The sequence below is a fragment of the Streptomyces sp. NPDC050806 genome (assembly GCF_055586425.1).
In genome coordinates this window covers 101,309-123,764 of record NZ_JBVJIF010000001.1, presented here as the reverse complement: position 1 = coordinate 123,764, position 22,456 = coordinate 101,309, and the positions used below count along the sequence as shown (strand labels likewise).

The window sequence follows — 22,456 nt, the reverse complement described above, 5'->3', positions numbered from 1 at the left end:
ACGCGACTCAGTCGGCCAGCAGGGCCGTGATGGCCTTGTCCAGGGCGCCGCCGACATCCTCGATGTGCAGGTGGCGCCCGTCCTCGACGATCGGCTCGCCGCCGACGACGACATGACTGACGTCGGCGGCGGTGCCGGCGAACACGGCGTGGGCCAGCGGATCACCGGCCCGCGCCCCCGCCGTACGGGGCGAGTCCAGCCGTACGGTGGTGAGATCGGCGAGCCTGCCCGGGGCTATCCGTCCGGCGGGCCAGCCGAGCGCGGCCGTGCCCGCCGAGGTCGCCGCGGTGAGGAGTTCACCGGCGGTCCAGTGGCCGCGGCGGCCGCTGATCAGCCGCTCGTCCAGTTCGATGGCGCGGGCCTCCTCCCACAGGTCGATCATCATGTGCGCGTCGCTGCCGAGGCTCAGCGGCGTGCCGGCCGCCGCCAGCCGTCCGGCGGGCCCGATGCCGTCGGCGAGGTCGCGTTCGGTGGTCGGGCACAGGCAGACACCGGTGCCGGAGCCGCCGAGCAGCGCGATGTCGGCGGAGTCCAGGTGTGTGGCGTGCACGGCCGTCGCGCCCTCGCCCAGCACGCCCTTCTCGTGCAGCAGGCGGGCGGGCGTACGGCCGTACCGCTGGCGGCAGGCGGCGTTCTCGGCGGGCTGCTCGGAGAGGTGGACGTGGAGCGGCACACCGCGGCGCCGGGCGTCCTCCGCGACGAAGGTCATCGCCTCGCGCGGCACGGCGCGCACGCTGTGCACGGCCGCGCCGATCCGCAGCCGCTCGCCGTCCCGCAGGGCGCGGGTGCGCAGGGCCCAGTCCTCCGCGCTGCCGTCGCTGAAGCGCCGCTGCACGCCCTCCAGCCGTCTGCCGTCGATGTCGGCCATCAGGTAGCAGGTGTCGAGGAGGGTGAGCCGGATGCCGGCGTCGTCGGCGGCGCCGGCGAGCGCGCGGCCCATGGCGTTGGGGTCGTCGTAGGGGGTGCCGTCGGGGTTGTGGTGGACATAGTGGAACTCGCCCACGGCGGTGATGCCGGACAGCGCCATCTCGGCGTACGTGGCGCGGGCGAGGGCGTACATCCGGTCGGGGTCGAGGTGTTCCGCTGCGTCGTACATGACGTCGCGCCAGCGCCAGAAGTCGGTGACGCCGCTCTGGCTGCGGCCGCGGATGGCGCGGTGGAAGACGTGGGAGTGGGTGTTGGCCAGGCCCGGGACGGTGAGCCCGGGCAGTCGGACGGCACCGGGCGGTGCCGGGGTGTTGTCGGTGACGCGGGTGATGCGGTCGTCGGCCACTTCTATGAGGACTTGCTCGGCGACGCCGGTGCCGCCGAGCCAGGCGTATTCGCAATGAAACGTCATCCGGCCTCCCTGACGACGGGCCACCCGGCCGGTCACGCACCGCGGCGACCACGAAGCTCTCCGTCAACGGTAGTTGATCTCCGTACGACTGGGAACGCCTCTGACGGAGGTGGCCTCAAGGGGGCGGCGACGGGGTCGAGTTCAGGATGACCGGGACGGTCCGGAAGGGTCCTCTTGCGCCACCGCGGCCGGTGCCGGTCCCGTGCTGCCCCTGGGCTGGATCCGGGGCAGCGGTTCCTGGCTGTGGCCTGCGGGGGCGCCGTCCAGCAGGGCGGTCAGGGCCTGGGCCGCGCGCCGGCCGAAGGCGGCGGTGTCGCGCAGCGGCGCGGTCAGCGCCGGGTGCACGCTGCGGCACAGCACCGAGTCGTCCCACGCCACCAGGGACAGCCGGTCGGGGACGCGGATGCCGCGCCCGGTGGCGACGGCCAGCCCGGCGACGGCGAGTACGTCGTTGTCGTAGACCAGGGCGGTGGGCGGCTGCGCCTGGTCCAGCACCCGCCGGGTGGCCGCCGCGCCCTCGCTGTCGGAGTAGTCGGTGGTCACCGAGGCGGCCTCGGTGAGCCCGAGGCGGGCGGCCTCGGCGCGCAGGGACGCGATCCGGCGCTGGGTGTGGGCGAATTCGGGCAGTCCGGCGATGTGCGTGATACGGCGGTGGCCGAGCGCGTGGAGATGGCCGACGATCGCCGCCATGATGCCGGCGTCGTCGGCGCCGAGGGTGGAGACCGCAGGCGGCTCGCCGTCCACCGCACCGTGGGCGGCGGCGCCGATCATCACGGCGGGCAGCCCGAGCCCGCCGAGCAGGTCGGGGCGCGGGTCGTCCTGGCGAGGGTCGACGACCAGGACGCCGTCCACGCGGTGCTCGGCCCACCAGCGGCGGTAGGTCGCGCACTCCGCTTCCAGCCCCTCGACCACCTGGAAGAGCAGCCCCAGCCCGCGCTGGGAGAGCTCCTCCTGGATTCCGGAGACCAGCTGGAGGAAGAAGGACTCGACACCGAGGGTGCGGGCCGGGCGCGCCAGGACGAGCCCTACCGTGGCCGAGCCCTCGCCGGACAGGGCACGGGCGGCGGCGCGGGGCTGCCAGCCGAGCTGTTCGGCGACCCGGCGGATGCGCTCCCGGGTCACGGGCGAAACGCCGGGCCGGTCATTGAGCGCGAAGGAGACCGCGCTCTCGGACACCCCGGCGCGCAGGGCGATGTCCTTCATGGTCGGCCGCCGGGCCGGCGTACGGCGCATGCTCCCTCTTCCGCTTCCCTACTAATGCGCTTGAGTGCGGAAAGACTAAAGCGCATTAGCGAGTCGCGCAAGAGCCCCGAACTCACCGCTCTGACCTGCGATTTCGAGGCAATGAAAAGAAATTCGCGTAAAGAGTGTTGACGTAACTCGACGACTGCGGGCACCTTTTGGGACGCCCACCCAGGACCGACCGAAGGAGCCGCGCGGCCATGCGCACTTGCCGGGGTACCCGTGTGCCGAGACCCGCCCGTACCGCCGTACCGCTGCTGGCGGGCGCGCTGCTCCTGGGCGCCTGCGGGGGCGGCGCCGACAGCGGCGGCAGTGCCGCCGACGGCAAGGTCAGCGGCCGCATCACCTTCCAGACCTGGAACCTGCGGGCGCAGTACAAGGACTACTTCAACGGCCTCATCGACGAGTTCGAGAAGGCACACCCCGGCACGAAGGTGAAGTGGGTCGACCAGCCGGCGGAGAACTACCCCGAGAAGCTCAGCGCGGACGCCGGCGGCGGCACCCTGCCCGACGTGGTCAACGTCTCGCCCGACCTGTCCTACCCGCTGGCCAAGGCCGGGCTGCTGATGAACCTCGACAAGGAACCGGTCACCGCCAAGGCGAAGCAGGACTACACGCCGGAGGCCTGGAAGGGCAACGAACTCCCGGGTATGGACGGTGCGTACGCCTTCCCCTGGTATCTCAACACCGGCCCGCTCTTCTACAACAAGGCACTGTTCAAGAAGGCCGGGCTGGACCCGGAGAAGCCGCCGACGACGTACGACGAACTCTTCGCCGACGCCGGGAAGATGGCGAAGTCCTCCGGCGGGAAGGTCGCGACGCTGGCGGGGGTGCCCGCGATCGAGGACTTCGGGCGGTACGGCGTGCGGCTGATGAACGCCGACGCGACGCGGTTCACGTACAACGAGAAGCGCGGCGTGCAGCTGCTCACCGAGTACAAGAAGCTGTTCACGAGCGGCGGGCTGGACTCGCAGGCGCTGAGCGCCACTCCGGAGAGCGCGGGCCGGAAGTTCCTCCAGCAGCGGGTGGCGATGAACCCGGGCAGCGCGCACGATCTGGCCAACTTCAAGGAGAACGCGCCGGACCTGTACAAGAACCTCGGCATCACCGACGCGCCCGCCAACACCGGCAGGCCCAACATGTACGTGATGGGCCTCGGCATCAACGACCGCGGCAAGCACAAGGCAGCGGCCATCGCCTTCGCGCGGTTCGTCACCAACCAGCGCAACCAGGAGTCCTTCGCGCACCAGGTCGCCGTCTTCCCCAGCACCAAGGGCTCGCTGGACAAGCCGTACTGGACGAAGGACGACGGCACCGACGAGGGCCGGGTGCGGGTGGCCTCGGCGAAGATGCTGGACGGCGCGGTCAACTACACGCCCGTGGTGATGACGGACGAGATGAAGACCGTCCTGCAGAACGAGGTCGCCAAGGCGCTGCAGGGCGACAAGTCACCGAAGCAGGCGCTGGACGACGCGGTCGCGCAGAGCAACCGGCTGCTCCAGCAGGGCTGAGCGATGAGCGCACGTACCCATCGCGCGGCCAGCCCCTGGCTCTTCCTGCTGCCCGGCCTGGCGGTGGTCGCGGCCTTCGTCCTGTACCCCTTTCTCAGCACGGTGCAGCACGCCTTCACCGACGCGCGCACGCTCACCCCCGGTGTGTGGGTGGGGCTGCGCAACTTCCAGGAGATGCTGCACGACCCGCAGTTCTGGACGGCACTGCGCAACAGCTTCCTGTACGTGGTGGTCGTGGTGCCCTGCACGGTGCTGCTGCCGCTGCTGGTGGCCCTGCTGGTGGAGAAGCCGCTGAAGGGCGTGGTGTTCTTCCGGGCCGCCTTCTACACGCCCGTGGTGGCGTCCGTGGTCGTCGTCGCGCTGATCTGGGTGTGGATGCTGGACGACCGCGGGCTGCTCAACAGCATGCTGGAGGTGGTGGGCGCGGGCCCGGTGTCCTTTCTCGGGGACGCCTGGCTGGTGCTGCTGTGCGCGATGGCCCTCACCGTGTGGAAGGGCCTCGGCTACTACATGATCATTTATCTGGCGGCCCTGGCGCAGGTGCCCAAGGAGCTGCACGAGGCCGCCGCCGTTGACGGGGCGGGGCCGCTGCGCCGCTTCACCACCGTCACCGTGCCCGCGGTGCGCTCCACGATGGTGCTGGTCGGCGCGCTCTCCTCGGTCGCCGCCTTCAAGGTGTTCTCCGAGGTGTACCTGCTGGCCGGGCCGACCGGCGGCCCGGCCGGTGAGGACAGCACGCTGGTGATGCTCGTCCAGCGCTCCGGCACCGGGCTGTCCGGGCGGGTCGGCTACGCCTCCGCCCTGTCCCTCGTCATCTTCTGCATCGCCCTGCTGCTGATGCTGCTGGTGCTGCGCGCCGACCGTAAGGAGAAGACCGCGTGACCCGCGTCGGCCGCACGGAGCGGATCGTGCGCTACGTGCTGATGCTCGCCGTGCTGGCGATCTCCGTCGGCCCCTTCCTGTGGCAGCTGTCCACCTCACTCAAGGGTCCGGGCGAGAACATCTATCCCTCGCCGCCCTCCTTCGTCCCGCACGACCCCACACTCGCCAACTACGGCGAGGTGGCCCGCATCATCCCGGTGTGGGACTACGCGCTGAACTCACTGAAGGTCGCGGCCGCCAACGTCCTCACCAATTGCTTCGGCGCCTCGCTCGCCGGCTACGCGCTGGCCCGGCTGCGCTTCCGCGGCCGTACCACGGCCGGCCTGGCCTTCGTCGCCGCACTGCTCGTGCCCCTGGAGTCGATCATCATCGCGCAGTTCACCACCATGCGTGACCTGGGCCTGAACAACACCCTGGTGGCCGTGGTCCTGCCCGGCAGCGTCGGCGCGCTCAACGTACTCCTGATGCGCAACGCCTTCCGCGCGATCCCGTACGAGATCGAGGAGGCGGCCGTCGTCGACGGCGCCAACGTGTGGCAGCGCTTCCGGCGCATCGCGCTGCCCTCGGTCAAGGGCACCCTCGCGGTCGTCGCGATCTTCGCTTTCATGGGCGCCTGGGACGACTTCCTCTGGCCGCTGATCGTCCTCTCCGACCCGGACCACTTCACCCTCACCGTCGGCCTGAACTTCCTGCACGGCACCTTCGCCGACAAGCCCCGCGTGGTCGCGGCCGGCACCATCATCGCGGTCGCTCCGCTGATCGTGATGTTCGCGTGCCTCCAGCGGTACTTCTTCCGCGGCGTCGGCGAGGGCGCGGTCAAGGGCTGACCCACCACCGAAGGGACAGGACCCCTGCGTATGCACCCCTTGCGCTTCGGCGTGAACTACACGCCCACCCGCGGCTGGTTCCACCACTGGCTCGACTTCGACCTGGACGAGGTCCGCGCCGACCTGGACTCCGTCGCCGCGCTCGGCCTGGATCACGTACGCGTCTTCCCGCTCTGGCCGCTCTTCCAGCCCAACCGCACCCTGATCCGGCCGCGCGCCGTGGACCAGTTGGTCGCGCTCGCCGACGCGGCCGCCGAACGCGGCCTGGACGTCGCCGTCGACGGCCTCCAGGGCCACCTCTCCAGCTTCGACTTCGTGCCCGCCTGGACCACCACCTGGCACCGCCGCAGCCTCTTCACCGACCCGGACGTGCTGGACGGCCAGGCCGCGTACCTGGAGACGCTGGCCGCTGCCCTCGCCGACCGGCCCAACTTCCTCGGCATGACGCTCGGCAACGAGACCAACCAGTTCTCCGGCGCCCCGCACCCCGACCCCGACCGCATCACCCCCGCGCAGGCCACCGCCTGGCTGGAGCGGATGCTGGCGGCCTGCGAGCGCGGCGCACCGGACCGCCGCCACCTGCACGCCTCCTACGACGCGGCCTGGTACCTCGACGGGCACCCGTTCACCCCGGCCCACTCCGCCACGCTCGGCGCGCTGACCGCCGTGCACGCGTGGGTGTTCAACGGGACGGCCCAGCGGTACGGGCGGGAGTCCACCGCCACCGGGCAGCACGCCGCGTACCTCATCGAGCTGTCCAAGGCGTGGGCGGCGGACCCGGCCCGGCCGGTGTGGCTCCAGGAGGTCGGCGCGCCCGCGCCGCACATCCCGGCCGAGCACGCGCCCGCGTTCGTCCGTGACACCGTGCGCGCCGCGCTGGACTGCCCGGACCTGTGGGGCATCACGTGGTGGTGCTCGCACGACGTGGACCGGGCGCTGGCCGACTTCCCCGAGCTGGAGTACAGCCTCGGGCTGCTGACCAACGACCGCGAAGTCAAGCCGGCGGGAGGGGCGTTCGCCGATGCCGTCCGGGAGGAGCGGGCCGCGCCGCACACCCCGGAGCCGCGCACCCTCGCACTCGCCGTGGAGAGCGGTACGCCGTGCGCGCCCGGCGGCCCGGTCTTCGAGGCGTGGATGCGGCTCGCGGAACGCGGCCTGCGGCCCGCCTGCGTACGCCGTGAACTCTCCTCTGACGCGGCCCACTTGGAAGCGCGCGGCATCACGGAAGTACGCACCCCCGAAGAAGCCTGATCCCGTCTCCGTCCTGAGGAGCCCCACCGCCATGCACGACCACCGCACCACCACCGAAGCCCGACTGAAGCGGGTACTCGAAGAGCGCCTGTGGCCCGCCGTGTACCCGGAGTCGGTGCCGCTGACCGTCGGCGTGTGGCACGCGCCCGGCGAACCGGTTCCGGTCGCCGAGGGCATCGCCGCACCGCGCACCCCCATCGAGGCGGGCGCGCCCTGGGGCCCGCCATGGGGGACCAGCTGGTTCACGGTGCGTGGCACCGTGCCCGAGGAGTGGGCGGGGCGGACCGTGGAGGCCCTGCTCGACCTGGGCTTCGACGAGAACATGCCGGGCTTCCAGTGCGAGGGCCTGGTGTACCGGCCGGACGGCTCGCCGGTGAAGGGGCTGAACCCGCGGAACCAGTGGGTGCGGATCGGGGCGCCCGCCCGCGGTGGCGAGGAGGTGCTGCTGCACGTCGAGGCGTCCGCCAACCCCGTCATCCTCGACTACCACCCCTTCCTCCCCACCGAGCTGGGCGACCGGGAGACGGCCGGTGACGTGCCGCAGTACAAGCTCGCCCGGATGGACCTGGCCGTCTTCGACACCACCGTGTGGGAGCTGGCGCACGACCTCGAAGTGCTGGGCCAGCTGATGGCCGAGCTGGGCGAGGACACGGCGCGCCGGTGGGAGATCCTGCGCGCGGTGGAGCGGGCGCTGGACGCGGTGGACCTACAGGACATCGGCGGGACCGCGGCCCGCGCCCGGGAGCAGCTGACGGAGGTGCTGTCCGCACCCGCCCACGCCTCGGCGCACCGGATCAGCGCGGTCGGGCACGCGCACATCGACTCGGCGTGGCTGTGGCCGCTGCGCGAGACGGTGCGGAAGGTGGCGCGTACGGCGTCCAACATGACGGCACTGCTGGAGGACGAGCCGGACTTCGTGTACGCGATGTCGCAGGCACAGCAGTACGCGTGGCTCAAGGAGCACCGGCCCGAGGTGTACGCGCGGGTGAAGAAGGCGGTGGCGGACGGCCGGTTCGTGCCGGTGGGCGGGATGTGGGTGGAGTCGGACACCAACATGCCCGGTTCCGAGGCGCTGGCGCGGCAGTTCGTGCACGGCAAGCGGTTCTTCATGGAGGAGTTCGGGGTCGAGACGGAGGAGGTGTGGCTGCCGGACACCTTCGGGTACTCCGCGGCGCTCCCCCAGCTGGTGCGGCAGGCCGGTGCGAAGTGGTTCCTGACGCAGAAGATCTCCTGGTCCCGGACCAACTCCTTCCCGCACCACACCTTCTGGTGGGAGGGCCTGGACGGCACCCGTGTGTTCACGCACTTCCCGCCGATGGACACCTACAACGCGCAGCTGTCGGGCAAGGAGGTCGCGCACGCGGCCCGGAACTTCCGCGAGAAGGGCGCGGCGTCCCGCTCGCTGGCGCCGACCGGCTGGGGCGACGGGGGCGGCGGCACGACCCGCGACATGCTGGCGCGGGCGCGGCGGCTGGCGGATCTGGAGGGCTCGGCCCGGGTCACGTTCGAGAAGCCGGCCGAATTCTTCGAGAAGGCGCACGCGGAGTACCCGGACGCGCCGGTGTGGACCGGTGAGCTGTACCTGGAGCTGCACCGCGCGACGCTGACCAGCCAGGTCCGCACGAAGCAGGGCAACCGGCGCAGCGAGCACCTGCTGTACGAGGCGGAGCTGTGGTCGGCGACGGCGGCGGTACGGACCGGCCACCCGTACCCGTACGAGGAGTTGGACCGGCTGTGGAAGGAGGTGCTGCTGCACCAGTTCCACGACATCCTGCCGGGTACGTCCATCGCGTGGGTGCACCGGGAGGCGGCCGAGCGGTACGCGCGCATCGCGGCCGAGCTGGAGGAGCTGATCGGGGGCGCGCAGCGGGCGCTGGCGGGCGATCCGGCGGCGGGCACCACGCTGGTGTTCAACGCGGCCCCGCACGGCCGCGAGGGGGTGCCGGCACGCGGCGCGCGGCCCGCGCCGGAGGCGCCGAACGGCACCGGCTGCGTGCCCCGCGCGGGCGGCGGCTACGTGCTGGACAACGGGCTGTTGCGGGCCGGTATCGACGGCAGTGGGCTGCTGGTCTCGCTGTACGACCTGCGGGCCGGGCGGGAGACCCTCGCCCCGGGCAAGGCGGCCAACCTGCTCCAGCTGCACCAGGACTTCCCGACGATGTGGGACGCCTGGGACGTGGACGAGTTCTACCGCAACACGGTGACGGACCTCGTCGAGGCGGACGAGGTGACGGCGGTGGACGGAGGAACGGCCGGTGCCGTCCGCGTACGGCGCACGTTCGGCGCCTCGTCCGTCGAGCAGGTGCTGACGCTGCCGCCGGGCGCGGCGCGGCTGGAGATCGCGACGGAGGTGGACTGGCACGAGACGGAGAAGTTCCTCAAGGCGGCCTTCCCCCTCGATGTGCACGCCGACCGGGTGGCGGCGGAGACCCAGTTCGGCCACCTGTACCGGCCGACGCACACCAACACCAGCTGGGACGCGGCGAAGTTCGAGGCGTGCGCACATCGCTTCGTGCATGTCGAGGAGCCCGGCTGGGGCATCGCGCTGGTGACGGACTCGAGTTACGGCTATGACGCCTCGCGCGCCGCTCGCGGGACGGGCCGCGGCACCACCACGACCGTACGGCTGTCCCTGCTGCGGGCGCCGCGCTTCCCCGACCCGCGCACCGACCAGGGCGTGCACCGCTTCCGTTGCGCGCTGGTGCCGGGGGCGGGCCTCGGCGACGCGGTGCGGGAGGGCTGGGCGCTGAACCTGCCGGAGCGGCGGGTGGCGGGCGCGGCGGCGGTGGAGCCGCTGGTGTCGGTGGCCGACGACGCCGTCACCGTCACGGCGGTCAAGCTCGCGGACGACGGCAGCGGGGATGTGGTGGTACGGCTGCACGAGGCCCGCGGCGGGCGCGTCCGCACCCGGCTGAGCTGCGGGTTCCCCGTGGCGTCCGCCGTGCGGTGCGATCTGCTGGAGCGGCCGGCCGGGGACGGCGCGGAGGAGTGCGAGGACGGCGTACTGGACCTGGCGCTCCACCCGTTCGAGATCGTCACCCTGCGACTGGCCAGCGTCGCGGATTGATTCGGACGAGGTGACTCACTCGCCGTGGACGTACGGCGTGGTGGTCGTGAGTGCGGCGAAGCCGAGCCGCTGGAGGATGGGGCGGCTCTGGGCGGAGGCGTCGACCTGGAGGTAGCGGTGGCCGCGCGCTGCGGCGATGCGGACGCGGTGGGCGATCAGGGCGCGGTAGAGGCCGCGGCCGCGCCACTCCGGGAGGGTGCCGCCGCCCCAGAGCGAGGCGAAGGGGGCATCGGGCGGCAGTTCCGCGCGGGCCGCGCTCACCGGGGTGTCGCCGGCCATCGCGACCACCGCCGCCACCGTCTCCGGTGCCTCGGCGAGCCGGTCGAGGAGCTGGGTGCGGAAGTGGGCGCGGCCGGGCCCGAAGACCCGTTCGTGGACGGCGACCATGAGGTCGACGCCGGCGGGGCCGGTGACCGTTTCGAGCCGAATGCCGTCCGGGAGGTCGACGGCGGTGGGCAGGGCGCCGGTCTCGGCGACCATCAGCGTCTCCTCGTCCTCGGGCTCGAACCCCGCGGCGCGCAGCCGCTCGGCGAGGCAGGCCGGGCGGTCGTGGGCGTGCAGCTTCCACTCGAAGGCGCGGCCGAGCGCGGTGAAGTGCTCGATCTGGGCGGTGATCGCGGCGTCCACGGTGGCGGTGGTGAGGTCCGACCAGAGCACGCCGTGCCAGCCGTCCGCGGTGCCGGCGGTCTGCCGGACGACGCCGTCCACCCGCTCGATGCGGGCGCCCGGGCCGTCCGGCCGGGCGTCCCGTCGCATGCGCCGGTCGTACTCCGCAAGCACCGATTCGTGATTCATCCGGACACTTCAGCAAGGAGCGTGCTTCCGGACAACCGAATTTGCGCCCCGGGGGAGGTGAATACGGCGCGCAGCGCGGGTATGGAGTGTGCGACCACGCTGCTCGCGCCGGGCACCAAAGCGGACAGTTCACTGATTCCAGTCGGCTCGCTTGCAGCGTAGGTTTGCCTAACCTAACGTAACGACGCGTGTTGACGTCCCAACCTTCCGCTACCGCTCCCCCGGCGGCCGGCGCACGCGTCCCGTCGCTGCTGCGTCGCGTACCCCTGCTTCTCGCCGGGCTCTGCGCGCTGGCCGTGTGCGCCGCGCTGAGCCTCGCCGTGGGCGCGCGTTCCGTGCCGCTGCCCACCGTCATCGACGCGCTGACCGGGCAGGCGCACAGCCGTGACGCCATCGCCGTCACGGGCCTGCGGCTGCCCCGCACACTCGTGGGGCTCGCCGTCGGCGCCGCGCTGGGCGTGGCCGGCGCGGTCGTCCAGGGCATCACCCGCAACCCGCTCGCCTCCCCGACGACGCTGGGCATCAACAACGGCGCCGGTTTCGCGGTGGTCATCGCCATCTTCGCGTTCCATCTGACCCGGCCCGTGGAGTACGTCTGGTTCGCGTTCGCGGGGGCAGCCTGCGCCGCGCTCTTCGCCCAGGCGCTCGCCCGCCGGGCCGGGGATCTGGACCCCGTACGCCTCGCGCTGGGCGGCACCGTGCTCCAACTGGTCCTCGTCTCCTGGACGTCGACGGTGATGCTGGCGAGCAAGCGATCGCTGGACGAGGCCCGCTTCTGGCTCGCCGGTTCGCTGGCGGAACGTCCCCTCGACATGCTCGTTCCGATGCTGCCCACCCTCGTCATCGGCCTCGTCGTCGCGCTGGCGATCGCCCCGGCGCTCAACACCCTCGCGCTGGGCGACGACTCCGCGCAGGCGCTCGGCGTGCCGGTCTCCCGCATCCGGCTGGCCGGCGGTCTCGCGGTGGTGCTGCTCGCGGGCTCCGCGGTCGCCGTGGCGGGGCCCATCGCCTTCATCGGCCTGGCCGCGCCGCACCTCGTACGGCAGCTGCTCGGCTCCGACCACCGGATGCTGGTGCCCGGCTGCCTCATCGCGGGACCGCTGCTGCTGCTCACCGCCGACATCCTCGGCCGGATCGTCATCCGGCCCTCCGAACTCCAGGTCGGCATCATCAGCGCCTTCCTGGGCGCGCCCCTCCTGGCCGTGCTGGCACGGAAGGTGGCCCGGTGAGCAACGTCGTACGCACCGAGGCGCGTGCCGTCGCGCCGCCCGCGGCCGCGCCCGCGCACTCCGCCCGCCGCACCCTCCTGCTGTCCTGCATCGCCCTCGTCGTGCTGCTGTCACTGGTCACCTGCGCGGTGGCGATCGGCGAGATACCGCTGCCGGCGGACGCCGCGCTCAAGGGGCTGGTCGGCCTCGGCGACGGCGCCGACGTGCTGATCGTCCAGCAGTTCCGCGCCCCGCGCATGGCCGCAGCGGTCATCGCCGGCGCGGGCCTCGCGGTGGCCGGCGCGCTGCTCCAGCGGATGTTCCGCAACCCGCTCGCCTCACCCGACGTGATGGGCGTGACCGGCGGCGCCTCCTTCGGCGCGGTCGCGATGCTCGCCACCGGTGCCTCCCAGGCGCTGATCCCGCCGGCCGCGCTCGGCGGCGGGCTGCTGGCCGCCGTACTCCTCGGGGTGTTCGGCTGGCGCTCCGGCGTCAGCGCCACCCGGCTGGTGCTGGTGGGCCTCGCCGTCCAGGCGGGCCTGACCGCCGCGGTCAACTTCATGGTCGTACGCTTCCCCACCGAGCTGGCCGGCTCCGCGCTCCAGTGGACCACCGGGTCGGTGTACGGGCGGACCTGGACGCAGGTGTGGGCCGCGGGCACTGCCGTGCTGATCGCACTGGCCGCCGCCTTCCTCCTGCACCGGAAGCTGTCCGTGCTCGACCTCGGCGACGACTCGGCCGGCGCGCTGGGCGTCAACACCGACACCGCCCGCCTCCAGGTCCTGGTCACCGCGGTGGCGCTGGCCTCGCTGGCCGCCGCGCTCTCCGGTCCGGTCGCGTTCGTCGCGCTGGCCGTCCCGCACCTGGTGCGGTTCCTCGCCGGTCCACCGACCGCGGGGACCCTGGTCCTCACCGGCCTCGCCGGTGCCGTCCTGCTGCTCGCCTCCGATCTGGTGGTGCAGCACCTGCTGCCGGTCGGCGGGCTGCCGGTCGGGGTGGTCACCGCCACCCTGGGCGCGCCCTGGCTGCTGGTGCTGATGATCCGTCAGAGCAGTTCCGTCCACAGGAGTGTCCGATGACCGCCAACCAGCTCTCCACGCACGGCCTCGACCTGCGCTACGGCGACCGGCTGATCGTCGGCGGCCTCGACCTGGAACTGCCCGGCGGTGCCGTGACCGCCGTCGTCGGCCCCAACGCCTGCGGCAAGTCCACTCTGCTGCGCGGCCTCACCCGGCTGCTCGCCCCGGCCGCCGGCACCGTCACCCTCGACGGCGCCGACATCCACCGGATGCCGGCCAAGGCGCTCGCGCTGCGGCTCGGCCTGCTCCCCCAGCAGCCGGTCACACCCGACGCGATCACCGTCGAGGCGCTGGTACGGCTCGGCCGCTACCCGCACCAGAAGCTGCTCGCCCCGTGGTCGGCCAAGGACCAGGCGGCGGTGGACGAGGCGCTGGAGCGCACCGGCACCACCGCTCTCCGCCACCAGCCCGTCGACCGGCTCTCCGGGGGCCAGCGGCAGCGCGCCTGGATCGCCCTGGCACTCGCCCAGGACACCGACCTGCTGCTGCTCGACGAGCCCACCACCTTCCTGGACCTGCGGCACCAGCTCGACGTGCTCGACCTGGTCGCCGAACTGCACTCCGAGGCGGGCCGCACCGTGGTGATGGTGCTGCACGACCTCGGGCAGGCCGCCCGTTACGCGGACCACCTCGTGGTCCTCAAGGACGGGCAGCTGGCCGCGGCCGGCGCCCCCGCCGACGTACTCGACGCGGAACTGGTCAAATCCGTCTTCGACGTGGACTGCCGGGTGATCCCCGACCCGGAGACCGGCACCCCGCTCGTCGTCCCCAAGGGCCGCCCGGTACGGCGCGCCGCCCCCCTGTCGGTCTGACCGCCGGCCCCGAAGTCCCCACCCCCCACGGTGTCACCCCCCACACCGTCCCTATTCCGCTCACAGCAAGGACAGAAGTTCATGTCCAACAGACCCACTTTCCGCGGCCTCGTCCGGCTGCTCGCGGCGCTGCTCGCCGTCGTCCTGGGCACCGCGGCGCTCGCAGCCTGCGGCGGCACGAAGTCCGAAGGCGGCGACGCGAAGGCCGGCGACGCGTCCGGCGCCTTCCCGCGCACGCTCGACACCGCGATGGGCAAGGTCGAGGTCCCCGCACAGCCGAAGCGCGTCGTGGTCCTGGACACCGGCGAGCTGGACGACGCCACCATGCTCGGCGTCAAGCCGGTCGGCGCGGTCTCGCCGCACATGAAGACCGAGGGCGGCTTCCCCAGCTACCTCAAGGGCAAGATCGACGGCGTCACCGACGTCGGCCCGCTCCTGGAGCCCAACCTGGAGAAGATCGCTTCCCTCAAGCCGGACCTGATCCTGTCCTCCAAGGTCCGGCACGAGAAGGTCTACGACAAGCTCAAGGCCGTCGCCCCCACCGTCTTCACCGAGACGACCGGCGGCCCCTGGAAGGCCAACCTCAAGGTCCACGCCAAGGCGCTGGGCAAGGAGAAGCAGGCCGCCGCGGCCATGAAGAGCTACGAGGAGCGTGCGAAGCACCTCGGTGAGGCCATCGAGAAGAAGGACGGCAAGATGCCCTCCGCTTCCGTCGTCCGCTTCATCGCCGGACCGACCCGCCTGTACCAGAAGTCCTCCTTCAGCGGCGTCGTCCTGGACGACATCGGCCTGGAGCGCCCGAAGTCGCAGAGCTCCACCGACCCCGAGAAGCCGATGCTCGACGTCAGCCCCGAGCAGATCGACAAGGCCGACGCCGACCTGGTCTTCGTGACCGTCGCGGACACCCCGTCCAAGACGCAGAAGAAGGACGTGACGTCCAACCCGGTCTGGAAGGACCTGCCCGCCGTCAAGGACAAGAAGGTCTTCGAGGTACCGGACGAGACCTGGATGTCCGGCATCGGCATCCAGGCCGCCGAGCACATGCTCGCCGACGTGGCGAAGGCCACCGGCGTCGAGCTGCCGAAGAAGTGACCTGCCGGGGGCGGGCCGTGTCCCCCGGCCCGCCCCCGCACCCCGCACGTCCCCGCACCACCCCCGAACCTGAAGGGGTCTCCGCTCATGCGCCTGTACCTGCTCGCGCTCAACCCCACCGACTCGGTCACGGACGGCTTCCTCCCCGCAGCCGCCCGCCTCGGCCTCGATGTCACCGTCCTGACGGACCAGCCCGCCGCTCACCAGGAGAAATATCCGCACATAGAAAGCCTGGAGTGCGACGTCCACGACGTCCGCGCCGTGATCAGCCTGATCGCCGCGCACGCACCCGCCGACGCGGTCTTCACCAACAGCGACCACCTCCAGACCCAGGCCGCGCTGGCCGCCGCGTACTTCGGGCTGCCCGGCAAGGACTGGCGGGCCACGCTGCGCGCCAAGAACAAGGCCGAGATGCGCCGCCACCTCGCCGCGGCCGGCGTCGACACCGTACGGTCGGCGCAGCTCGCACCCGGCCAGGACCCGGCCGCGCTGGCCGATGCGGATCTCCCCTACCCGTGCGTGGTCAAGCCCCGCGAAGGTGTGGCCAGCGAGGACGTCATGCTGGCCGACGGGCCCGGCGAACTCGTCGAGCGCGCGAAGGAGATACGTTCCCGGCGCCCGGACGCGGCGCTGGTCGCCGAGGAGTACCTGGCGGGCGAGCTGTACACGCTGGAGACGCTGGGCGACGGCCGGACCCGGCACGTCCTCGGCGGCTTCCGCAGCAGGATCTCCGCTCCCCCCACCTTCATCGAGATGCGGCACGACTTCGTCGCGGCCCACCCGGAGCCGGTCACGGCGCAGATACTGGCCCAGCTGGACGCGCTGGGCGTCGGGCTCGGCGCCTGCCACACCGAGTTCGTGGTGCACGAGGGCCGCGCCCGGCTCATCGAGGTCAACTACCGCGCCATCGGCGACCAGTGCGACCTGATGCTGGCCGAGGTCCTCGACATCCCGCTCTTCGAACTCATCCTCCGCACGCACCTGGGCGAGCCGCTGCCGGCCGACCTCGGCGCGCGGACGGACGCCGCGGCGCGGGTGGAGTACGCCCTGGCCGACCGGGCCGGCACCCTTACCGCCGCGCCCGGCGCGCTGGACCGCACGACCGACGGCGTCCACCTGACGTACCGTCCGCTGCGCGCGCTCGGCACCGAGCACCCGTACCACCGCACCAACCGCGACTACCTGGGCGTGCTGCGGGCCACGGGCCGTGACCCGGAGGCCGTGGCACGGGCCGCCGCGGCGTTCTTCGCCGCCGAGCGCTGGGAGATCACCCCATGACCGCGACGGCCGAGACCCTGACCGTGCCCGAGGCGGCCGGCGGGCCGGAGGAGCACGAGCTGCTGGTGCGGGTGCTCAGCGCACTGCTGCGCGAGGACGTGGTGGGCCTGCGGACCCGGAGCACCGTGCTGGAACGCCCGGACGGGCCGTGGCTGCGGCTGCCCGCCGGGACCGCCGCGACCGGCGAAGCCGAAGAGGCCGCCGACGCGCTGCTGCTGCCGCTCGCGCCCGACGGCTACCAGGCCGAGTACGCAGCGCGGCTGCCGCTGCTCGTCCGGGAGTCCGACGGCACCCGGCTGACCTCGCTGGACGATGTCCTCACGGCGCTGCGGGCGCTCGCCGACCCGCTCGACCACGAGGGCTTCGACGCCTTCGCCGCGGAGTGCCGGCAGACCCTGGAGACGCTGCGGCTGCACACCGCCACGCACGACGAGCTGAACGAGGCGCTGACGGACCGGCACGGGCCGGACGCCGGCCGCTGGGCCGGGCTGACCGCCGGGCTCGCGTACGACGCGCTCGCGGCCCGCCTCGACCACCCGGTGTACCCGACCTCGCGCGGCCGCTCCGGCCTCGACGAGCAGCAACTGCGGTCGTACGCACCGGAGTTCCACCCGGGATTCGCGCTGCGCTGGCTGCTGCTGCCGCGGGCCGAGGTCACCGTGGCCGGCGGCGAGGAGGCGCTGCCCGCCTGCTGGCCGCTGCCCGCCGACCTGGCACGGCCCGACCTGGACGGCAGCCATGTCGCGCTGCCCGTGCACCCGTTGGCGCTCGGCGAGCCGCTGGACGGCGCGCTGCGCGAGACCGGGCTGGCCGGGGACGCGGTGCTGTCGGAACACGCCTGGCTGGGCGCCGTACCGACGCTGTCGATGCGGACCGTGGCACTGGACGCCGACCCGCAGGTGCACCTGAAGCTGCCGCTGGCCACCGCCACGCTCGGACTGCGCAACCGGCGCACCATCAAGCCCCGTACGCTGATCGACGGCGCGGCGGGCCAGGCGCTGCTGGAATCGGTGCTCGCCCGCGAGCCGCGGTTCCGCGCGACGGTGCTCCAGGCCGACGAGACGGTGTACGCGCACGCCGGGCACGAACTGCTGGCCGCGCTGTGCCGCCGCTACCCGGCGGGCCTGGACGGCAGTGCCGTCGTCCCGATGGCCGCCCTGCTGGCCCCGGCGCCCGGCGAGCGGCTGGTGATCGACGCGCTCGCCGACCGGTTCTACGGCGGCGACCCGCTCGCGCTGCTCGACGCCTTCCTGACCCTGCTGTTCGACTGGCAGACCACACTGTTCGGCTACGGCATCGGCCTGGAGTCCCACCAGCAGAACATCTCGCTGGTGCTGGACCGCACGGACGCGGCCGGGACCCGGCTGCGGCTGCTGTTCAAGGACAACGACGCGCCGCGCATCAACACCGTACGGCTGCGGGAGCGGCTGGGCGCCGACGCGCCGGACCCGGCGGACTTCGCCGACCCGCGGATCTTCGGCGAGGACGACGGCCCGGTGATCGACATGCTCGCCACCATCACCGTCCACCTGTGCGCGGGGTCCTACGCCTTCGGGCTGGCCCGGCACGGCCGCGCGCCGCTGGAGCGGCTGCTCGGCCTGGTACGCGACCGCCTCGCCGAGGCCGTCGAGCGGCTGGGCACCGGCCCCGGCGAACCCGGCGCCGCGCTGCGCGCACGGCTGCTGGACGCCCCGCACCTGCCGGTCAAGGCCATGGTCAGCGCCGGCACGCTGCTGTCGAAGGAGCGCTCGGGCGCCGCCGACATCAACAAGCACTACACCAACGGACCCAACTACCTGCTGCCGACGGGGGGCATGAGATGAGCACCACCGCACCCCAGCCGGTCCAGGCACCCGCCCCTGCGCCCGAGCCCCCTGCCGCGCCACGCCTCGGCCGCCGCCAGGTGCACGCCGTGGCCGGCTGCTACTTCGTGGCCTCCTTCGCCGCACTCGGGCTGCCGCCGTACCTGACCGAGATCCTGCCGGACCTCGGCGACGGCGCCGCCCGCTGGGCCGGCCTGCTCTACATCGTGCCGACCGTCTTCGGCGGGCTCGGCGCCCCGCTGTGGGGGCGGCTGGCCGACCGGTTCGGCCGCAAACGGCTGCTGTTGCGCGCCCAGTTGGGGCTGGCCGCGGCGTTCCTGCTCGCGGGCTGGGCCGACTCGCTCGCCACCTTCACCGCGGCGCTGGTGCTCCAGGGCATCCTGGGCGGCACGTTCGCCGCGTCCAACGGCTACCTCGGCGCCGCGCTGGAGGGGCCCGCGCTGTCCAAGGCGCTGACGCTGATGCAGGGCAGTGCGCGGGCCGCGCTGGTCTTCGCGCCCATCGTGGTCGGCGCGCTGTCGCCCTGGCTCTCGCCGCACCGGCAGTACGCGCTGCTCGCGGTGCTTCCCCTGGCCGCCGCCGCGATGCTGGCGGCGCTGCCGGAGCCGAACCGGGACCGTACGGAAACCGCCGGGGAACCGGCTGCGGACGCCGCCACGGCACCCCAGCGGGGCAGCACCGGCGCGCTGCGGGCCCTGCTCGCGCTGGAGTTCGCCTTCGTCTTCTCGACGGTGATCTCCTTCCCGTACCTCATCTCCCTCATCAAGGAGCGGATACCGGGGACCGGATCGATGGTGTCCGGCGTCCTCTTCGCGCTGCCGCACATGTGCTACCTGGTGGGCGCGATGGCGGTGCACGACGCGTTCCGCACCCGGCCACGGCTCGGCATCGCGCTCGGCTTCGCCTGCATCGCGCTCGGCTCGGCCGGGCACGGCCCGGCCGACTCGCTCCCCGCGTTCTTCACCGTCCGCCTGCTGCTCGGCGTGGGCCTCACCCTCGGTCTGGTCTGCATGTCCGTACTGGCCGCCGACTGCGCCAAGGGCCGTGCGCCCGGCGGGCTGTTCGGCTCGATCGAGTTCTTCTCCAAGGCCGGTGCGGTCGCCGCCGGCCTGGCCGCCGCGGCCGGCAACGGCCTGTTCGGACCGTCCGCGCCGCTGTTCATCGGCACCGCGATCGCCGTGGCCACCGTGCTCGCGACCGCCCTCCCCCCTCTCTTCCGTCGTCTTTCCGCTACTCGCAGGAGCCTTTGATGCCTCCGCTGACGCATTCCACCGCTACCGAGCGGGCCGATTCCCCGGCCACCGCGTCTCCCGCCGGGCTGCCCGGCGCCGACCACGCCGTGGCCCACACCCTGCTGAACTGCCTGCTCCGCGAGGTCTCGGGCCCGGAGCACCAGACCGCCGTCGACCGCGGCCACCTGCTCCTCCGGCTGCCCCGCCGCGGCGTCCTGCTGCGCGTCGCGCTGCGCCGCACGTCGCTGATCGGCGCCCACCGCTTCACCGGCCCCGTGGCCGAGCAGGACGGCGATGACTGGGCCGAGGTCGGCTGGGCACGGCTGGCCGAATACGTACACGCCGAGCTGACGCTGCGCACCGGCGTGGACAACGACGAGTTCCTGGCCCAGGTCGCGGCCAGCCACCAGGCCACCGCCGCGGCGCTGGCCGGCCGCACCGCACCGGACCCGGACCGTTCCGGACCCGCCGGGAACGGTGCCGCCTGGCATGACACCTACCTGGCCTCCGAGCAGTCCCTGCTGCTCGGCCACCGCTTCCACCCCACCCCCAAGGCCCGCACCGGTGACCCCGGGGCCTGGCAGGAGTACGCGCCCGAGACCGGCGGATCCTTCCCGCTGCTGCTGCTCGCCGTCCGGGAGGAGCTGATCACCGAGGAGGCCGCGGCGCCCGACGGCACGGTGCCCCTGGACGCGTTCGGCGTGTCCGTGCCCGAGGGCTACCGGCTGCTGCCCGCGCACCCCTGGCAGTACGAGCTGCTGCGCGACCACCCGGCGCTCCAGGAGGCACTGGACCGCGACGACATCCGCGTCCTGGGCACCGGCGAGCAGCCCTACGCCGCGACCGCCTCGGTCCGCACGCTCTACGCGCCCGACACCTTCCTGAAGTTCAGCCTGAACGTCCGGATCACCAACTGCCTCCGCAAGAACGCCAGTTACGAGCTGTCCGGCGCGGTGGCGCTCACCCGGCTGCTGGCCCCGGTCCTGGACCACCTGGCCGCCCGCTTCCCCGGCTGCGCGGTGCTCCGCGAGCCCGCGTACCGCAGCCTCGCCCTCCCCGGCCCGGACGGCGCTGCCGACACCGCGCTCCTCGAAGGCTTCGGCGTGATCGTCCGCGAGGGGCTGTCCCGGCGCCTGCTGCCCGGCACCACCCCGCTGCTGGCCGCCGCCGTCGCCGACGAGTACCCGTCGAGCGAAGCGCACGTCTCCCGGCTGCTGGCGGGGGCGGACGCGGCGACCGCGCTGAAGTGGTGGGCCGCCTACCTCGACCTCCTCGTCCCGCCGGTGCTGGCCGCGTACTTCGACCACGGCCTGGTCTTCGAGCCGCACCTCCAGAACGTACTGATCTGCGTCGACGGCGACGGCATGCCCGCGCAGGTGCTGCTGCGCGACCTGGAGGGCACCAAGCTCGTCCCCGAGCAGCACGAGGACACCCTCGCCGCGCTGCCGCCCGAGATCGCCGCGCCCCTGACGTACGACGCGCAGCGCGGCTGGGACCGCGTCGTGTACTGCCTGCTGGTCAACCACGTCTCCGAACTGCTCGCCGCCCTCGCCGACCTGCACCCCGGAGCCGAGGCCGAGCTGTGGGCCCAGGTGCGCCGCACCCTCCAGCACCACGCCGACCGGCACGGCTGCCCGCCCCGGCTGGCCGCGCTGCTCGCCGGCGTGCCACTGCCCGCCAAGGCCAACCTGCTCACCCGCTGGGCGCGCAAGGCCGACCGCGAGGCCGGTTACGTCCAACTGCCCTCGCCGCTGGCCGAGTCCGTTCTTTCCGCCACCACCACCGGGAACGTGTGATGACCCCGCCCACCCCCGCGGTCCGCGACCGCGCCCGCTCGCTCGGCGCCGAGGACCTGCCCGCCTACGTGTACGACCTGACGGCCCTGCGGGAGCACGCCGCCCAGGTCCGGGCGGCCCTGCCCGACCGCGTCGAGCTGTACTACGCGGCCAAGGCCAACCCCGAGCCGGAGATCCTGGCCGCGCTCCGCCCTTACGTGCACGGCTACGAGGTGTCCTCCGGCGGCGAGCTGACCCACGTACGCAAGGCCGTGCCCGGTCCCCCGCTGGCCTTCGGCGGCCCCGGCAAGACCCCCGCCGAGATCACCGAGGCGCTGACCACCGGTGTCGAGCGGTTCCACGTGGAGAGCCGGTACGAGCTGCACATGCTCGCCGAACTGGCCACGCGGCACGCCCCGGGCCGCCGCATCGCCGTCCTGCCGCGCGTCAACCTGGCGGTCGGCGACGGCTCCCTGGACGGCGTCCCGCTCGCGATGGGCGGCCGCCCCACCCCCTTCGGTCACGACCCGGACGAGGCCGAAGAGACCGTACGGCTGCTCACCGACGACACCTACCCGCACCTCGAACTCCGCGGCGTACACGCCCACTTGGCCAGCGGCCTGGAGGCGGCCGAGCAGCTCGCGGTCGCCGGGTCGGTCGTCGCGTGGGCCACCGGACTGGCCGCCCGGCACGGCGTCCCGCTCCGCGAGGTGGTCGTCGGCGGCGGCATGGCCGTCGACTACGACCACCCGGAGCGCCGCTTCGACTGGGCGGCGTACGGCGCCGGACTGGCCCGGCTCGCCGACGCCCACCCGGAGCTGACGCTGCGCATCGAACCGGGCCGCGCGCTCACCGCGTACTGCGGCTGGTACGTCACCGAGGTGCTGGACGTGAAGCGCAGCCACGGCGAGGAGTTCGCCGTGGTCCGCGGCGGCACCCACCACCTGCGCACCCCCGCCACCAAAGGCCACGACCAGCCCTGCACCGTCCTGCCCACCGACGCGCCCTGGCCGCACCCCTGGCCCCGCCCGGCGGCGAGCGGCGACCGGGTGACCCTGACCGGCCAGCTGTGCACACCGAAGGACCTGCTCGCGCGGGGCGTGCCGGCGGCCGGGCTGCGGGCGGGCGACCGGGTGGCGTTCGGGATGGCCGGGGCGTACGCCTGGAACATCTCGCACCACGACTTCCTCATGCACCCGCGCCCCGGCTTCCACTTCCTGGGCGCACCCGAGGAGGCCTGAGC

Annotated in this window: 17 protein-coding genes; 14 read left to right on the top strand and 3 right to left on the bottom strand. The window is 73.1% G+C overall.

Annotated features, from left to right (window positions below):
* Positions 1-7 precede the first annotated feature (7 nt).
* Together ACZ6WH_RS00535 and ACZ6WH_RS00530 are read right to left on the bottom strand one after the other, a co-directional pair.
* Positions 8-1,339: a formimidoylglutamate deiminase gene (locus ACZ6WH_RS00535; protein WP_469724903.1), complete on the bottom strand. Its 1,332-nt coding sequence runs from the start codon at positions 1,337-1,339 to the stop codon at positions 8-10.
* Positions 1,340-1,480: 141 nt separating this feature from the next.
* Entirely contained in the window at positions 1,481-2,572 is a 1,092-nt protein-coding gene (locus tag ACZ6WH_RS00530; RefSeq protein ID WP_469724902.1) for a LacI family DNA-binding transcriptional regulator, read from the bottom strand.
* A gap of 209 nt (positions 2,573-2,781) precedes the next feature.
* Between ACZ6WH_RS00530 and ACZ6WH_RS00525 the strand changes: the two genes are divergently transcribed.
* The 5 genes from ACZ6WH_RS00525 to ACZ6WH_RS00505 are packed head-to-tail and all read left to right on the top strand — an operon-like array spanning position 2,782 to position 10,119.
* Positions 2,782-4,092, top strand: coding sequence for an ABC transporter substrate-binding protein (locus ACZ6WH_RS00525; protein ID WP_469724900.1), 1,311 nt, complete (start codon positions 2,782-2,784; stop codon positions 4,090-4,092).
* 3 nt (positions 4,093-4,095) lie between these two features.
* Entirely contained in the window at positions 4,096-4,974 is an 879-nt protein-coding gene (locus ACZ6WH_RS00520) for a carbohydrate ABC transporter permease (protein WP_469724899.1), read from the top strand.
* Positions 4,975-5,015: 41 nt separating this feature from the next.
* Entirely contained in the window at positions 5,016-5,801 is a 786-nt protein-coding gene (locus tag ACZ6WH_RS00515; RefSeq protein ID WP_469726196.1) for a carbohydrate ABC transporter permease, read from the top strand.
* A 30-nt stretch (positions 5,802-5,831) separates the two neighbouring features.
* A complete protein-coding gene (locus ACZ6WH_RS00510; RefSeq protein WP_469724897.1) occupies positions 5,832-7,052 on the top strand; it encodes a glycoside hydrolase 5 family protein in 1,221 nt (406 codons plus the stop codon).
* 31 nt (positions 7,053-7,083) lie between these two features.
* Positions 7,084-10,119: an alpha-mannosidase gene (locus ACZ6WH_RS00505; RefSeq protein ID WP_469724895.1), complete on the top strand. Its 3,036-nt coding sequence runs from the start codon at positions 7,084-7,086 to the stop codon at positions 10,117-10,119.
* Between the two features lie 15 nt (positions 10,120-10,134).
* Here ACZ6WH_RS00505 and ACZ6WH_RS00500 read toward each other — a convergent pair whose 3' ends face one another.
* Complete coding sequence (locus tag ACZ6WH_RS00500) at positions 10,135-10,914, bottom strand: GNAT family N-acetyltransferase (RefSeq protein ID WP_469724893.1); 780 nt, start codon at positions 10,912-10,914, stop codon at positions 10,135-10,137.
* Between the two features lie 248 nt (positions 10,915-11,162).
* On the opposite strand from ACZ6WH_RS00500, the gene ACZ6WH_RS00495 reads away from it, so the two are divergent.
* The 9 genes from ACZ6WH_RS00495 (at position 11,163) to ACZ6WH_RS00455 (ending at position 22,454) form a co-directional block, all read left to right on the top strand.
* Positions 11,163-12,143 carry a FecCD family ABC transporter permease gene (locus tag ACZ6WH_RS00495; protein ID WP_469726194.1) on the top strand — a complete coding sequence of 327 codons (981 nt, stop codon included), beginning with the start codon at positions 11,163-11,165 and terminating at the stop codon, positions 12,141-12,143.
* The gene (locus ACZ6WH_RS00490; protein ID WP_469724891.1) at positions 12,140-13,201 is read left to right on the top strand and encodes a FecCD family ABC transporter permease; all 1,062 of its coding nucleotides are present in this window, start codon (positions 12,140-12,142) and stop codon (positions 13,199-13,201) included. The genes ACZ6WH_RS00495 and ACZ6WH_RS00490 overlap by 4 nt, the downstream gene beginning before the upstream one ends.
* Positions 13,198-14,013 (top strand): ABC transporter ATP-binding protein, encoded by an 816-nt coding sequence (locus tag ACZ6WH_RS00485; RefSeq protein ID WP_469724889.1) that lies wholly within the window; start codon positions 13,198-13,200, stop codon positions 14,011-14,013. Before ACZ6WH_RS00490 ends, ACZ6WH_RS00485 begins: the two co-directional genes overlap by 4 nt.
* A gap of 81 nt (positions 14,014-14,094) precedes the next feature.
* The gene (locus ACZ6WH_RS00480) at positions 14,095-15,105 is read left to right on the top strand and encodes an ABC transporter substrate-binding protein (RefSeq protein WP_469724887.1); all 1,011 of its coding nucleotides are present in this window, start codon (positions 14,095-14,097) and stop codon (positions 15,103-15,105) included.
* 87 nt (positions 15,106-15,192) lie between these two features.
* Positions 15,193-16,383, top strand: a complete 1,191-nt coding sequence (locus tag ACZ6WH_RS00475) for an ATP-grasp domain-containing protein (protein WP_469724885.1) — start codon at positions 15,193-15,195, stop codon at positions 16,381-16,383.
* Positions 16,380-18,206, top strand: coding sequence for an IucA/IucC family protein (locus tag ACZ6WH_RS00470; protein ID WP_469724883.1), 1,827 nt, complete (start codon positions 16,380-16,382; stop codon positions 18,204-18,206). The genes ACZ6WH_RS00475 and ACZ6WH_RS00470 overlap by 4 nt, the downstream gene beginning before the upstream one ends.
* A complete protein-coding gene (locus ACZ6WH_RS00465) occupies positions 18,203-19,456 on the top strand; it encodes an MFS transporter (RefSeq protein WP_469724881.1) in 1,254 nt (417 codons plus the stop codon). Before ACZ6WH_RS00470 ends, ACZ6WH_RS00465 begins: the two co-directional genes overlap by 4 nt.
* Positions 19,456-21,234: an IucA/IucC family protein gene (locus ACZ6WH_RS00460; protein ID WP_469724880.1), complete on the top strand. Its 1,779-nt coding sequence runs from the start codon at positions 19,456-19,458 to the stop codon at positions 21,232-21,234. Before ACZ6WH_RS00465 ends, ACZ6WH_RS00460 begins: the two co-directional genes overlap by 1 nt.
* Positions 21,234-22,454: a type III PLP-dependent enzyme gene (locus ACZ6WH_RS00455; protein ID WP_469724878.1), complete on the top strand. Its 1,221-nt coding sequence runs from the start codon at positions 21,234-21,236 to the stop codon at positions 22,452-22,454. Before ACZ6WH_RS00460 ends, ACZ6WH_RS00455 begins: the two co-directional genes overlap by 1 nt.
* Positions 22,455-22,456 lie beyond the last annotated feature (2 nt).